The organism is Gorillibacterium sp. sgz306347 (genome assembly GCF_059735245.1).
The window spans coordinates 12,435-26,579 of the sequence record NZ_JCAPET010000038.1; the positions used below are offsets into that span (position 1 = coordinate 12,435).

Here is a 14,145-nt window from a genome sequence, read left to right on the forward strand (position 1 = left end):
GCCCTCGATTAAATTCATTCCTTCTCCAAACCCATCCGCCCGCACAAGCGAAAAAAGCCGATCTTCACCACTTCCGCCAGCGCCGTGTCCAGCTCCTCCCCGGCGGAATTTTTCAGCCTTTCGCGCATGCCCGCGAGAATCGCATCCTTGTTCTGTCCTTTGACCGCCATGATAAAAGGAAACCCGAACCGCTCCGTGTACGCCTTGTTGCAGACGGTAAACGCCTCGTATTCCGCCGCCGTCAGCCGGTCCAGCCCCGCCCCCTGCTGCTCCTTTACGGAAGCGTCCGTCATGGCCAGCCGCCCCGCCAGATCGGGATGCGCCCGCAGCAGGCCGAGCTGCTCCTCCGGGGATGCGCCGCGCACGGCCCCTTCCATCCGCTCGCGCATTTGCTCCAGAGAAGCGAACGGCCGTGTTCCCCACACACGCTCCATCACCCAGGGGGAATGCTCGAAAATCCAGCCAAGCTCGCCCAGAAACGCTTCCCGGCCGCTTTCGTTGATCCGCTCAAGCGTCAGCATCCCGTACCCCCTTTCGCTCGCGCCTGCTCCTTCATTAAGAAGTATAAATCCGGCCGAGGCCGATCCGGCTCAGCAGCTGCCGATAGGCAATGGAGGTGCGGTCGGCGGGAATATGGGCTTCCGCCTGCAAATCGAGCGGCAGGTCCTCCGGGGTTTGCGCTTCCACCATCGCCCGGTCCTCGTCGAAAACATGCAGGTTGAAGTCTATCGTCGCCTGGGCGGGCGCGTCCAGGTCGAAGTTGCGCGTTATCGGACAAAACAGCCGGGTGTAGCGGGCCGAAACGGGCGAGGCGCAGTTCAGAATGTGCAGCTTCTGCTCCTCCGGAAAATGAACCGTCAGCATCGCCGCGAACGGCGGGAACACCCGAAACTCGCGCAGCCAGAGGAAGCCTTCCGGCGCCCGGTTTTCCTGTCCCTTGGCATAGTTGCTGACGGTGCTCCAGTACTCGGCCCGGAGCCCTTTGCCTTCCGGCTCCACCTTATAGGGGGGCACCTCCGCGTTGTTGCGGTCGCCGAACGTGTCCGTATGGACAAACGCGAAATGCGAGACGTCGAGAAACCCTTCCATCTGCCGGCCGGCCGAGCCGGCAATCTCGAAGACGGGCGGAAGCACGTTGGCGTAGCCCTCTTCGCCCCAGCCGGGAAATTCCGGCAGGTCCGGCTCCGAGCCCGCCAGAGTCGTCCAGACCAGACCGTAACGCACCACGGAAGGGTAGACAATGAGCTTCAGCTTGGGCGAGATTTTATTGGAAGGATGTGCCGGAACCGCCGTGCATTTGCCCTCGCAGTTATAGCGAAAGCCGTGGTAAGGGCAGACGATTTCGCCGTCTTCCACCCACCCCAGACTCAAAGGAGCCCCCCGGTGAAAACAAAGGTCGCGGGCTACCACGATCCGGTCCCCGCTCCGGTAGCAGACCAGCTTTACGTCCAGCAGCTTGGCGGCTACCGGTTTGTCCTGCACTTCCTCCGCTATGGCGACGGGAAACCAGTACTGGGACAGCACCGACCAATCCTGCGGCGTAAATGTACAATCGCGGGGCAAGCTAGTCGCCGCGCCGATTTCCTTTTCGCTCGTTGCCATGTTCCCATCCTCCTCTCCCGGTTTGGTATTCGATAAATGTGTTAGCTTATATTACATAATAGTTATTCCAAAAGTCAAGGGATGTTCCGAAATATCAATTTTCTTATCGATGTGATAAATATAATTCCCTAATATGGCTGTAATGAAATGTTTATTGATGATTTGTGTGATATTAATTAACATTTAAAACGTGAAAAACCAGCGTGCCGTTAATGGCACGCCGGACCGTGGGACTAGCTTGACCGAAGCTTTCTATTCCAAGGGGAGCCCGTTTGCTTTCGCGTAGTTCCCCCAATGCGGCCGGGCGCCATCCGCATCCGTAAACCCGTAATCGTCGGACAAGCCCCAGCTGCTCAGGCTCTGGCCCGATTTCCGGCCGCGGTTCGGGTCCGCGGCGAGCGCGGCCACCGCCCGGCCGACAAAAAGCGGCGTTTCCGATTGCAGAAAATGCGGCTCCTGCTCGCCCGCATCGCGCCAGTTCGCCTCCGTTACGCCGAAGTGATCCAGCATCGCTTCCGAGCGCAGAAAACCGGGCGTGACAGCCGCCGCCGCCACGCCGTGCGGACGAAGCTCCTCGGCCATGCCCGCCGCCAGGTGAACGGAGGAAATTTTGGCGAGGCTGTAGTACAGGTTGCCCCGGTAGCGGTAGCCGATGCCGTCCGTGATCTCCACAATCAGCCCTTTGCCCCGCTTTATCATCAGAGGAGCGGCGTAGTAGGCGGTGATGAGGCGGCTCAGGACGGCCCGGCGCTGCATGAGCAGGCCGTCGTCCAGGCTGTGCTCCCAGAAGGTTTTTCCCCATTCGGTCAGGGGATCTCCGCCCCAAACATTGTTCACGAGAAGATCAAGCCTGCCGTTCTGCTCGCCGGCGATCCGTTCAAACAGTGCCCGGACCTCTTCCCGGTCGGTATGGTCGACCCGGACCGGAATGCCATGTCCGCCCGCGGCGGTAACCCGTTCCGCAGTTTCCTCAATGGTTTCCGCACGGTCCATGTCGGACCGGTTCCCGCTCGTGCTTCGGCCGGTCACATAAACCGTTGCGCCCGCTTCGCCAAGGGCGACGGAAATCCCCCGGCCGCCTCCGCGCGTGCCCCCCGCCACAACCGCGATTTGCCCCTCCAATGGCTTTTTCATCAAACCCACGCTCCCTTTCTTTTTGGTTTTTCCGCTGTTATTCGCCTGCGCGCTGCGGGCCGGCGCTCCGGCCGTCTTTTGCGCTCCTTTTCAGCATACCGGCTGTATAAGACACCTATTGTCGTATATAATCGAGGTATCCATAAAAAGGAGCGTGCGCCATGCGGGCAGACCGGCTGCTGTCAATTGTTCTTATGCTGCAACGGGAGGGAAAGCTGACCGGGAGCGAGCTGGCCCGGCGGCTGGAGGTGTCCCCGCGGACGATTCTGCGCGACATGGAGGCGCTCGGAGCGGCGGGCATCCCCGTCTATGCCGAACGCGGCCCGGAGGGCGGCTGGGCGCTGGTGGACGGGTTTCGCACCACGCTGACCGGGCTCAAGAAGGAAGAATTGGCGTCGTTCCTGTTCTCCCTTGCCCTGCAGCGGCCCAAAGAAGCGGGGCTCGGCCATGCTTCGGAGGCGGCGCTGCTCAAGCTGCTGGCGGCATTGCCCCCGGCCTTGCAGCGGGATGCGGACTTTTTCCGGGAGCGGGTCCATGTCGACGGAGCGGGATGGCGCAAGTCGGATGAGGCGTTCCCTTTTTTGCCGGTGGTGCGGGAAGCGGTCTGGGAGGAGCGGCAGTTAACCATTGGTTATCCCAGAGACGGAGAAACGAAGGAACGAACCGTCCATCCGCTCGGGCTGGTCGTCATGGGGACGGTCTGGTATCTGTCGGCGGCAAACGAAGCGGGAGAAACGCGGAGTTACCGGGTGTCGCGGATCACCTCGGCCTTTAAACATCAAGAAGCGGCCCTCCGGCCGAACGGATTCGACCTGGCCGCTTATTGGGAGCAATCGAAGCAGGCGTTTCAGTCCGCTCTGCCCTCTTACCCGGCGGTGCTTTCGCTCACACCTTCCGCGCTGGAGCGGTTGAGGCGGATGCGCTACACCGCCCTGAGCGGGACTGCCGTACCGGACGGGCCGGACGGGCGGCTGACCGCCAAGGTGGAGTTTCAGGCGCTGGATTCCGCCTGCGGCATCGTTCTTGGCCTGGGGGCCGAGGCGGAAGCGCTGGAGCCGGCGGAGCTCCGCGAAGCCGTGCAACGGCAGGCGGAGGCGGTGCTGAAACTGTACGTCTCCGGTCAGGAATCGAACATGGCGAGGAACTCGTCCTCCGTCATATCCTTTTCCTGAAACGCCGTTTTGTGCTCTTCGACGCTTGTGACCGCCGTCATCCGGTTTTCGGTCAGCTGGAACACAAAGGGCTCATTTTGCCCTTTATAATACGGGTGCCCCTGATCGGCGGGCGCAGCGGTAAAGATGTATTCCTCATTCGGAGCAAGCTCGGCCCGAAGGTCTTCCTTCCGCTCTCCGTAGCTTCCCCCGGGAACGGCGACAAGCACTTCCCCTTCCGGGACGTCGCCTTTCAGCACGCGGGTCACCTCGATCCGGTATTCGGTGCCGGGCTCGATGTCGGTGGCATGCTCCTTGGACGGATCGAGTGCGTCGCGTTTCAGGTTGCGGGCGGTTCCTTCATCGGCCACCCGGCCGCGGCCGAGGCGGCCGCCGTCCAGTTTTTTGAATTTGAAGCGGTTTCTCCCATTGTTTAACCGGAACGGATGGGCGCAAACCCGAAATGTACGAAAAATCGCCGCATCCATCTCCCTGTCCCCAAGCTGTTCCCACGAATCGCCGCAAAAATCGCAGCACCCGGAAGGAGACCATCCGACATGGAAACCCGTTACCGCATCACCCCCGCCCTGGCCCGGCGCATCGTTGAAGCCGCCCGCGGCGTCGTCCGCCACGACGTCAATTTTATCGGACCGGACGGCATGGTCCTGGCCAGCACCGCGCCCGGCCGGATCGGAACGTTTCACGAGGCGGGAAAACGGGCCTACGACACCGGGGCGCCCCTGGAGGTGCAGGAACCGGACGGGTTCCTCGGGACAAGGACCGGCATTAACTACCCCGTTCAGTTCGACGGGGTCCGGCTGGGCGCCATCGGTTTGACGGGCGACCCCTCGGAATGCCGGCCGCTCGGGTATCTGTTGACCAAAACCACGGAGCTGCTTGTCCGCGAGCATTGGCAGTGGGAGGAGCGGCAGTCCCGGAACGAGTTTCGCGCTTCTGTGGCGCGGATGCTGCTTTTCGGGGAAACGCATGACGGCCGGGTGCTCCGGGAAGCGCTGCGCCGGGCGGGGATCGCTCCCGAAAGCCGCCGCGCTGTCGCGGTTTTGCTGGAGGACGCCGGGGCCGGCGGTCATGCGCCGGACGGCCGGGCGGAGCGCGGAGGACCGGACGGTCATGCGCCGGACGGCCGGGCGGAGCGCGGAGGACCGGACGGTCATGCGCCGGACGGCCGGGCGGAGCGCGGAGGACCGGACAGCGAATCAGCCGGCATATGGCCGGAAGTTTCGCCAGTTGACCGCAAAGTGTCAAGCGGAACGGCCGCCTTCCCCGGAAGCACGGAGAATGGAGGGCAAGGTCTGCCGGAAGCGGTACGGGAGTGGGTTCGCGACGGTCTGGTCCGGCTCCACCTTTATCTTTTTCCGGACCGATACGTCGTCCTTTGCGAAGAGGAGCGTTACCCCGCGTTTCGGCGGCGGCTGGAGGAAACGCTGGAGCGCTTCCCGCCCGGCCGGATTCAAGCCGGTGCAGGCCTTCCCCGTCCTTGGGAAACGCTGGCCGCTTCTTACGAGGAAGCCGCCCTGGCCCTTCGCCATGCCGCCGACCGCGGGCTGGCCGTGCATGAATACGGCAAAGCGGGCCTGGATCTTCTCGCGAGCCAGCTCCCCCGCCCCGCGCGGGATTCTTTTGCCACGGCGGTAATCGGTGTTCTGGACGAGACGGAACGGCGGCTGTTGGCGGTCTATTTTCGGGAAAACCTGTCGCTGAAAGAAACGGCGGCCGCTCTGTTCATTCACAAGAACACCCTGCAATACCGGCTCGACAAGATCGCCGCCAAAACCGGCCTGGACCCGCGCCGCTACGAACAGTCCGTCGAGCTTTATCTGGCGCTCCGGCTGAAGGAAAAGAAGTGAGTGCCAGCCGAAGATGAAGCCGGCCCTCGGCTCATAAGCCGGGACCGGCCGGGCTGCCGCCCACTTGCCAGTCGCATCGCCCTCCTCACGCCCCCTGTCTGCGAAGCTACTTCTTCCAGGATGCCTAGCAAACTTCATCTCACTGGCCAGGCCTGGCACACTTCTCCTATTCAGGCTTTGGCGCACGCTTCTCCTTCTCGGGCTCCGACCTGCCATGCTTCTCCTCACAGGCTCCGCCCTCATACTTCTCTTTCTCAGGCCCTCGATCCGCCACACTTTTCCTCGCGGCTCTCCCTCATACTTCTCCTTCTCGGCCTCCGATCCGCTACGCATCACCTCATAGGCTTCTGGTTTGCCATGCTTTTTTGACCGTGAAATAATGGCTTCCTCATCTTCTTGTTCGGTTTACCAATAATCGTTGTTGTTTTCAGTCCCTAAACCATACACTGATCAACTTTCTCGCTATATACTCTCCCTATTAACAACTAGGGGGCTGGAGAATGAAAATTGTGGTGGCTATCGATTCCTTTAAAGGCTCGCTCACTTCGCGGGAAGCGGGGCGTGAGGCGGAGAAGGGAATTTGCGAGGTCTTTCCGGATGCCCAGGTGGCGGTTTTTCCTTTGGCGGACGGCGGTGAGGGAACGGTCGAGGCTCTCGTGATAGGCAGCGGCGGCCATTTGTGTCAGGCGGATGTCACGGGGCCGATGGGGGAACCGGTCCGCGCGATGTACGGGATAATGGGTGGAGGCAAGACGGCCGTCATTGAGGCGGCCGCCGCCTGCGGGCTGCCGCTTGTGACGCCCGGCGAGCGCAATCCTCTGCTCGCTACCACTTACGGCGTCGGCGAGTTGATCCGCGATGCGATCCGGCAAGGCTGCCGGGACTTTATCGTCGGCATCGGCGGCAGTGCGACAAATGACGCGGGGATGGGGATGCTGGAAGCGCTCGGCTGGCGTTTTCTGGACAGCCGGGGACGGCCCGCCGGAAGAGGCGGCGGGGCACTCGCCCGCATCGTCCGGATCGACGGAAGCGGCGCGCTGCCGGAGCTGGCGGGCTGCACGTTCCGGGTCGCCTGCGACGTGGACAATCCGCTTCACGGGCCCGAAGGGGCGGCGGCGGTCTTCGCCCCCCAAAAAGGCGCCGATCCGGTGACGGTCCGCCTCCTGGACCGCGGCCTGCGGCAGTTCGCCGAAATCGCCCGCGCCGCCCTTGGGCGGGAGATCGCGGCGTTTCCGGGCGCAGGCGCTGCCGGCGGGCTCGGTGCGGGCTTTGCCGGGTTCCTCGGCGCAGAGCTGACGTCCGGGGCGGAGCTGGTTCTCTCCGCCCTCAGGCTGGACGAGCAGCTGCGCGGTGCGCAGCTCGCCATTACAGGCGAAGGCCGGCTGGACGGCCAGACGTCTCGGGGCAAGGCGCCCCTTGGCGTCGCCCGCCTCGCGGCCGGTCACGGCGTGCCGGTGATCGCGCTCGCGGGCAGCGTGGCCAGGGAAGCGGCCGCATTGAACGGGCGCGGCGTCACGGCCTTTTTCTCGATCGCGGACGGTCCCGGCCCGCTGGAGCAGGCCATGGAATCCGCGCACGCCCGCGAGCGGATGCGCGAGACGACGACCCAGCTCCTCCGGCTGCTGAAAGCGGCGGGGTTTGGCGGAGAGCGTTGAGACGAACGGCCCTTCCCCTATGTACGTTTGTCTACCTTTTCCGTGTCCTACCTGTCGAGCGTCTGGTGGAAGGAAATCGGGGGCGCGCAGGCGGTGATCAGTCCTCTAACGGTTGCCACAGGGCTTATTGACACCAAAACCGCCTTGTTTTTTCTCTAACGGTTGCCACAGAGCCTATTTCGCGAAAAATGGCCAAAACTACGCCAAAAATCGAAAATAAGCGCTGTGGCAACCGTTACATTTTAAAAGCCCTCTTTTTTGGGCAAATAGCCTCTGTGGCAACCGTTAGCGCAACCCACGAGCAGTGTCGGTCCGTTGTGCAGTGTCAGTCCGCCATGCAGCCAGGTTCATCATATAGTGCCGGATCGTCATGCGATACCAGTCTGCCATGGAGGCCAGTCCGTTGTGCAATGCCGGTCCGCCATGCAGCCCGATCCATCATGCAATGCCAATCCATCATGCGATACCGGTCCGTGGTGCAGTGCCGATCCATTGTGTAGTGCCGATCCGTAAGACAATGTCATTCCGTCAATTAGTGTCAATCGCTAACCGGTATCAGTTCGTCAGTCAGTTTCAGCCCGTCAACCAGTGCCAGTCCGCCATAATCGAGAACGGTCCACCTAGCCGTTTCAGTCCGTCAACCAGTGTCAGTCCGCCAAGCAGTGCCGGTCCGCCATCCAGAGTCGCCGTTCCGTCAACCCTGCCGGCCCGTCAGACTCCCGGCGCGGGACACTCTCACCGCAAATACGGAGGTTTCCGGCCTTGAGCAACGAGCGCCCTGCCGCCGCACTTTTACACGGACCGCACGCTAAAAACGAGCATCCGCCCCAACCGCCGGTAACATGACATCCGGGAGCGTCCGCCATCCGCGGCACTTTTCACGAAACAAAAATAGCGCTGTTTCCAGCGCTATTCCGTCCGCGTGCCTTCCTTAGCGAGTTCACCTAGTTGTCCTACAGTTTATGCAAAGTGCCAAGCCCGGGTTCCCCTGCCCGTGAAGCTTCGCTTATTTATCCCACAGCTTGTACAAAGCCTGGGTTCCTTTGTCCGCGTAGCCGAGGTCGGCCAGCTTCCGGTACAACGACTCAGCGAGCGCCAGGCCCGGCGTATCCAGGTTCATTTCCTTGGCCGCTTGGAGCGCGATGCCCATGTCCTTGATCATGTGCTTCACGTAAAAGCCCGGCTCGAAGTTGCCGGCGATCATGCGCGGGCCGAGGTTACTGAGCGACCAGCTGCCTGCCGCCCCGGTTTCGATGCTTTTGAGCACCGTTTCGGCGTCCAGCCCTGCCGTGCGGGCGTACACGAGCGCTTCCACCACGCCCACCATGTTCGAAGCGATGGCGATCTGGTTGCACATTTTGGTATGCTGCCCTGCACCCGCCTTGCCCTGCAGCACGATGTTGGTGCCCATTTTTTCCAGCAGCGGGAGCACGGCCTCGAACGCCTCCTTGTCGCCGCCAACCATGATCGACAGCTTGCCGTTCTTTGCGCCGACATCGCCGCCCGAAACGGGCGCGTCCAACGCGTGCATGCCCTTGTCCGCCGCCGCGCGGTAAATGCGCTCCGCCAGCTGCGGGCTGGAGGTGGTCATGTCGATCAAGTACGCGCCCTGCTTGCCGTTCGCGACAATGCCGTCCCCGCCGAGATACACTTCCTCAACGTCCTTCGGATAGCCGACAATGGTGATGATCACGTCGCATTCCTTCGCCAGCTCGCCGGGCGCATCATGCCAAACCGCCCCCTCTGCGAGCAGTTCCTCCGCCTTTTCTTTCGTGCGGGTATACACGTGCAGCGGGTAGCCCGCCTCCTTGATGTGCCGGGCCATGCTTTTGCCCATGACGCCGATGCCGATAAAGCCGACGCGGGTTTCTTGCGGATTGAGTGCCATGCAAAACTCCTCCTCGATCTATGGTTTTGGGGGGCCGGCTCGACGAGTATCGCTATAAGCGGCTCCGAGTCCGCTGCGCTACCCCCGCCAGTATCCCTTATGCGTTCCGAGTCCCCGGAGCCGGTATCGATCAAGCGATCCCGGCTGCGCGGCTACCGGTTCGACATGCGGTACTGCTTGGGAGACATTTGAACGAAGCGCTGGAACGCGCGGTTCAAATTTCGTTCCGAGTACCCGACGATTTCGGCGATTTCCGTCACCGTGTGGTCCGTGTCCCGGAGCAGCTGCTTGGCGCGCTCCACTTTGTAGCTCATCACGTATTCGATGAACGACGTGCCGGTTTCTTTTTTGAACAGGCGGCTGAGGTAGGACGGGCTTACCCCCGCCAGCTCGGCGCATTCGGACAAGCTCGGGTTGCCGTCCGGGTGATTCGAGATGTGGCTGCACACCCGCTGGACCAGCAGCCGGGCCGACTTGGTGCGGATTTCGTGGCTGACCTCCTGGTACAGCGGAAACAGCACGCCGATGAACCAGTCGTGCACCTCGCCCGAGGTCTGGTTTTCCTTCAACTGGTCGAACAGATTGTCCCCGAGCAGCTCCAGTACGCCCGGTCCCTTGTCCTCCAGCGATTGGATAATCGCCGACAGCAGCACATGGTAGCACTGAAAAATGATATTGTACGACTCCGCCGCGCGGACCCGTCCGGAAAAATCACGCAGCGCCTGCTCCGCCTGCGGCAGATCGCCGCTCCACAGAAACTCCACGATGCTCTCCTCCAGCTCGCGCGGATACATGAACACCGGATTGCGCTCGATGCGGATCATATCCTCGTAGAACAGCACGGTGTTGGCGTCATGAAACAGCCGGTACTGGAGCGCAAGCTGCGCCTCTTTATAGGAATCGGCCAGCTGCACCAGCTCGACGGTGCGCCCGATGCCGACGGAGGCGGAAAAGGACAGGTAGCGGGCGAGCGCATTCCGGATTTCCTGGGCGTAGCGCGAGACGGCCTGACGCAGCTCGTGCGGCGCGCCCTCCTCCGGAAGCCGCAGAATCGCCACGGCCTCGCGGCTGTCCTTGTCCACCACGTAGCCCTCCGGCATCCCTTCGCGGGCCAGCAGCTCCGTCATGACATTTTTGACGGCGAATACGATAACCGGCCCCTCATTCGGCAGAAAACGCCGGTCCTTCAGCAGGTTTTCCACCTTCACCACCAGCACGGCAAACCGGCCGCCGGGCGGAATCTGATGCTTCGCCCGTCCCTCCTCCAGCAGCCTCGCGCTGCGCGCGCCGCCGGGCTGGAGCATTTTGAGCAGAAACTGTTCGCGCAGGTCCGGTTGAATGCCGCTGATGTACCGGTTTAGCGATTCCGCCTGCTCATTCAGATACGTCAGCGAAGAACGGATAAACTCAATCTCGTTTCCTTTCGCCGCCTCCGCCTCCCCGCCTTTGCGCAGGTTCTCCCCATAGTGGATCAGCTTTTGAATCGGGTTGTACGCCAGACGCGAAGATAACCAGGTGAGCAGGATGCCGATCAGCAGAAAAATGGAAACGGACAGCAAAATCAGCACCCGAATCCAATCCAGCTGGCGGATCATTTCCTTCTCGGGCAGCACGGAGACGTAGGTACGGCCCATCGCAGTTTTGTAAAAGGCGACAAGCTGCCCGCCGCTTTCGCCCTTCAGCACGTAATGGCCGGAATGGCTTTCGTCCGCAGCGACGGACCGCAGCACGGCATCCCGTTCGGCGCCGCTGCCCGCCAGGCCGCCGCCCGTCTCCACGATGAGCCGGCCGTGCGAATCCAGGATGGCGTGCGTTTGCTTCTCCAGGCTGACGGTATAGCTGTTCAGCAGGCTGTGCAGCGAAGACGCCTTCACCTGGAGGATCAGCAAACCGCGCGGCTCGCTCATGGTCATAACCGGCAAATACCGGACGTAGGACAAATAGCCGTTGGGGCCGGAGGCCGGGAGATAGGTCCAGCCCGCAGGGCCGTCCTCCCGTTTCAGCGCCGCTTCAATATCGGCCTTGGCGTAAAAGCGGTCCAGCTTGGCCAGCCCGTACGTATGGGAAAGCGTCAACCCGTCCGCCGCGTGATAAAACACAATCTCTTCGATCAGCCCGTTGGTATTCTTGTGGAGCTGAAAAAGATTGAGCAGGTCCATCTGCTGAAAATAGTCCGTGCCGTACGACGGGTTGTCCAGGGCGGACCGGACGAGCGGACCGCTCGCAAGCTGCAGCGATTCGTGCTCGATGTTGGTCAGCATGTTCTCCACGCGGTCCTTCAAAAGGCTCAGGGAATCCTGGTTGTTCTGCTGAAACTGCGCGGTCAGCTTGGTCATCGAAAAATGGTAATAGGCGCTGCCCGCCAGCACGACCGGAATCGCCACGGACAGGCAGCCGAGCCAGATCAGGCGGTTCAGGTATGTATTGGCCGGCAGAAGCCGGAGAAAAAAGGATTTCATTGCGGTCAGCGCGCGTCTCATGCTCATCCCTCCGTTCTCACGGACTGCCCAAAGGCGCGGCGCGCTTGCCGCGCACGGTGCCGCACCTTCTCTATTATAGCAAGCCCGGACGGTCTTTGCCGCCCGCCTTCCCCGGCCGGTTCATCCGCGGCACCGCCAACCCGGGGCATGCAGCAGAGCGGCGAGCCTTCGCGTGGCCCGATGATCTCCGCGCCCTATTCGCAGGCCGGGATATCCGCCTTTATCTTTCCGCTCTGCGCGAGCGGCAAACGGACGCATTCCCAGACATCCAGCCGGGGAAGCGTAAACCGAAGTATCCCGTTCTCTTCCTCAGCCGGAAGCGGGCCTCCGCCGATCAGCCGCTCCGGCTGGCCTGCCGGAACGGCCCCGTCCAAGCGGACGCGCACCTCGATGCCGTGAAGCGGCAGCGTGGTCGTCAGCGGCCGCCGGCCGGCCCCGTTGACGAAGTGCAGGAGCAGGCTGTCCGTCGTGCGGAAGGCCGTCAGCTGCAAGCCTTGGTACGACGTCACCCGAACCCGGCGCTCTCCGCCGAGGCAGCCGTCGACCGCATTCGCGAACAGTCGGTAATGCTCGTCCAGCCGGAATTCGTGCAGCAGCCCGCTCAGGGAAAAGGGGAAATACAGCGTCCGCCCCCCTTCGCCACCGCACTCAAGCGCCAGCGGCAGATCCGTTTGAGCGGCCGGGAGCGACGCCCGCTCCGGCGGAGCGCCGACGCTTTCGAGCGGCGAGAACGGCGGAACGAGCGTCGCCAGCACGCGGACGCCTTCCGCCGGCTCGCAGTACGCGACCTGCCCGCGGTGGGCGATCAGCTCCGTTTCCTCCAGTCCCGCCTGGAGCGGATTGTCCGCTCCCTCAAAACGGAGGTAGGAGGCGAGCAGCGCTTCGCTCTCGTGAACCTCTCCCGCGACGCCGAACAATTCGCGCAGCCCGGGAATGCTCCACGGCAGTCCGCCTTCCGCCAGCAGCCGGCCTCCGCCGCGCACATACGCGGTCAGCTCTTTAACGAAGGCTTCGGTGTATGCAACGCCCTCCGGCAGCAGCACCGCCCTGTAAGGCGACAGCTTTTCGCCCCGCAGCTGCTCCGGCAGCAGCACGTCGAACAAAATCTGCCGGTTGATCAGCGCATCCGCCCAGCTTTCCGCCGAACGGCTCGCGCTCCATAGCAGCGCAGCCTCGGCAAGCGGCTCGGCTCCCGCCATGAAGCCGTCCACCTTGGCGGCGTTTGCGTTCAGCTCGCTCACGGTGCCCAAAATCCGCTTGTCCGTGATCGTGTCCGGCACGCCGGTCAGCGAGTGCCAGATCTGCCCGCCGTTGGCCGGAATCTGGGCCAGCCAGAACCGGTATTCCGCCGTCGGCAGCCCGGTGTGCCGCCAGTCCATGCCCGGGCAGGAATGCACGATGCCGAACGGCGCGGGACGGCCGGGCACCGAGCGCCCCACCTTGATGCTGAGGGCCGGCTGCCAGAACTCCGGAATGCGGGCGGCGCCCAAAGACAAAACATCCTGCGGCTCCGTGCACAAAAGATCGGTGCGCTTCACCCGCTCCTCCAGGTTGTCGCGGTGCATGTTGTAGTACAGAATCATCGGCACCTCCGGCCGCTGCTCCTTGATCAGCCGGTGCCAATAAGCCGTGTTGTCGTCAAAGCAAACGGAGGCGAACCCCTGCTCCAGCTCCGCCCGCGTCTCCGGCAGCTCCTTGCCGTACAGCTCCCGGTACTTCTCCCGGCAGCGCGCGCAGCGGCAGAACACGTACCCCGGCGCGTTGAAAAACACGCCGTCGATGTCGTACCGCTCCAGCGCTTCCCGCAGCACGGGCCGGGCCACGGCCTCGTTGCGGTACCCGCCGTTGATGCAGGTCGACAGCAGCATCGGCCAGGGGCCGGGGCGTTTCGCCCCGATAATTTCCGGCTCGCCGCCTTCCTGGCGGGCGAACCACTGCGGCCGCCGCAAATAAACGGCGTCGTCCGCCTTGCTAAAATCGAAACGGGCGATAAAACGGATGCCCCGCTTATGGCAGGCGGCAATGATAGCGCCCAGGAGATCCGTATCCGGGGGCAGATAGGGATTGACCGTGTGATAGGGCACCCTGGTCGGATACCAGGCGTAGATGCCGCCCGTATTGAACACCATCGCATTCGCGCCCATTTCGCGAAGCTGCTCCGCCAGCCGTTCAGGATCGATGCGGCCGGTATCTCTCACCTGCATGTTGGGCTGAATCACCCTGAGCGGCTGCCGCCACCAGGGCAAATCCGGCTTCTTCGGCGTCATGTCGTCTCCTCCGCATGGAAGGACGCGGCGGCCGGAGCGCCCGCTTGCGGCCCTCCGGCTACCCGTCCTGTCTGTAATCGGCCCGCTTGCGCGCCCGGTC

At 62.8% G+C, this 14,145-nt stretch carries 10 protein-coding genes; 3 read left to right on the plus strand and 7 right to left on the minus strand.

What is annotated here, in order from left to right:
* Positions 1–14 precede the first annotated feature (14 nt).
* The 3 genes from uraD to AC6I6H_RS17480 all read right to left on the minus strand — a co-directional run bounded on the left by uraD (position 15) and on the right by AC6I6H_RS17480 (position 2,736).
* A complete protein-coding gene (gene uraD, locus AC6I6H_RS17470; RefSeq protein ID WP_497955278.1) occupies positions 15–521 on the minus strand; it encodes a 2-oxo-4-hydroxy-4-carboxy-5-ureidoimidazoline decarboxylase in 507 nt (168 codons plus the stop codon).
* A 34-nt stretch (positions 522–555) separates the two neighbouring features.
* The gene (locus tag AC6I6H_RS17475; RefSeq protein ID WP_497955279.1) at positions 556–1,602 is read right to left on the minus strand and encodes a Rieske 2Fe-2S domain-containing protein; all 1,047 of its coding nucleotides are present in this window, start codon (positions 1,600–1,602) and stop codon (positions 556–558) included.
* Positions 1,603–1,854: 252 nt separating this feature from the next.
* Positions 1,855–2,736, minus strand: coding sequence for an SDR family oxidoreductase (locus AC6I6H_RS17480; protein WP_497955280.1), 882 nt, complete (start codon positions 2,734–2,736; stop codon positions 1,855–1,857).
* Positions 2,737–2,897: 161 nt separating this feature from the next.
* Here AC6I6H_RS17480 and AC6I6H_RS17485 point away from each other — a divergent pair, with 161 nt between their 5' ends.
* The gene (locus AC6I6H_RS17485; protein WP_497955282.1) at positions 2,898–3,908 is read left to right on the plus strand and encodes a helix-turn-helix transcriptional regulator; all 1,011 of its coding nucleotides are present in this window, start codon (positions 2,898–2,900) and stop codon (positions 3,906–3,908) included.
* Here the strand turns inward: AC6I6H_RS17485 and AC6I6H_RS17490 are convergent.
* Positions 3,857–4,375, minus strand: coding sequence for a hypothetical protein (locus AC6I6H_RS17490; RefSeq protein WP_497955283.1), 519 nt, complete (start codon positions 4,373–4,375; stop codon positions 3,857–3,859). The genes AC6I6H_RS17485 and AC6I6H_RS17490 overlap by 52 nt on opposite strands.
* 69 nt (positions 4,376–4,444) lie before the next feature.
* Between AC6I6H_RS17490 and AC6I6H_RS17495 the strand changes: the two genes are divergently transcribed.
* Both AC6I6H_RS17495 and AC6I6H_RS17500 read left to right on the plus strand, forming a co-directional pair.
* Positions 4,445–5,755: a CdaR family transcriptional regulator gene (locus AC6I6H_RS17495; protein WP_497955284.1), complete on the plus strand. Its 1,311-nt coding sequence runs from the start codon at positions 4,445–4,447 to the stop codon at positions 5,753–5,755.
* Positions 5,756–6,255: 500 nt separating this feature from the next.
* Positions 6,256–7,410 carry a glycerate kinase gene (locus AC6I6H_RS17500; protein WP_497955285.1) on the plus strand — a complete coding sequence of 385 codons (1,155 nt, stop codon included), beginning with the start codon at positions 6,256–6,258 and terminating at the stop codon, positions 7,408–7,410.
* Between the two features lie 1,006 nt (positions 7,411–8,416).
* Here AC6I6H_RS17500 and AC6I6H_RS17505 read toward each other — a convergent pair.
* From AC6I6H_RS17505 to AC6I6H_RS17515, 3 genes are all read right to left on the minus strand, one after another.
* A complete protein-coding gene (locus AC6I6H_RS17505) occupies positions 8,417–9,298 on the minus strand; it encodes an NAD(P)-dependent oxidoreductase (protein WP_497955286.1) in 882 nt (293 codons plus the stop codon).
* Between the two features lie 152 nt (positions 9,299–9,450).
* Entirely contained in the window at positions 9,451–11,778 is a 2,328-nt protein-coding gene (locus tag AC6I6H_RS17510) for a helix-turn-helix domain-containing protein (protein WP_497955287.1), read from the minus strand.
* Positions 11,779–11,972: 194 nt separating this feature from the next.
* On the minus strand, positions 11,973–14,045 hold the full coding sequence (locus AC6I6H_RS17515; RefSeq protein WP_497955288.1) for a hypothetical protein: 2,073 nt from the start codon (positions 14,043–14,045) through the stop codon (positions 11,973–11,975).
* Positions 14,046–14,145 lie beyond the last annotated feature (100 nt).

What these genes read in the sequence shown, in the direction of transcription:
- AC6I6H_RS17480 (WP_497955280.1), bottom strand. Translation starts at nt 2,736, where the DNA reads ATGAAAAAGCCATTGGAGGGGCAAATCGCGGTTGTGGCGGGGGGCACG.
- AC6I6H_RS17490 (WP_497955283.1), bottom strand. Translation starts at nt 4,375, where the DNA reads ATGGATGCGGCGATTTTTCGTACATTTCGGGTTTGCGCCCATCCGTTC.
- AC6I6H_RS17495 (WP_497955284.1), top strand. Translation starts at nt 4,445, where the DNA reads ATGGAAACCCGTTACCGCATCACCCCCGCCCTGGCCCGGCGCATCGTT.
- AC6I6H_RS17515 (WP_497955288.1), bottom strand. Translation starts at nt 14,045, where the DNA reads ATGACGCCGAAGAAGCCGGATTTGCCCTGGTGGCGGCAGCCGCTCAGG.
- uraD (WP_497955278.1), bottom strand. Translation starts at nt 521, where the DNA reads ATGCTGACGCTTGAGCGGATCAACGAAAGCGGCCGGGAAGCGTTTCTG.
- AC6I6H_RS17485 (WP_497955282.1), top strand. Translation starts at nt 2,898, where the DNA reads ATGCGGGCAGACCGGCTGCTGTCAATTGTTCTTATGCTGCAACGGGAG.
- AC6I6H_RS17475 (WP_497955279.1), bottom strand. Translation starts at nt 1,602, where the DNA reads ATGGCAACGAGCGAAAAGGAAATCGGCGCGGCGACTAGCTTGCCCCGC.
- AC6I6H_RS17500 (WP_497955285.1), top strand. Translation starts at nt 6,256, where the DNA reads ATGAAAATTGTGGTGGCTATCGATTCCTTTAAAGGCTCGCTCACTTCG.
- AC6I6H_RS17510 (WP_497955287.1), bottom strand. Translation starts at nt 11,778, where the DNA reads ATGAGACGCGCGCTGACCGCAATGAAATCCTTTTTTCTCCGGCTTCTG.
- AC6I6H_RS17505 (WP_497955286.1), bottom strand. Translation starts at nt 9,298, where the DNA reads ATGGCACTCAATCCGCAAGAAACCCGCGTCGGCTTTATCGGCATCGGC.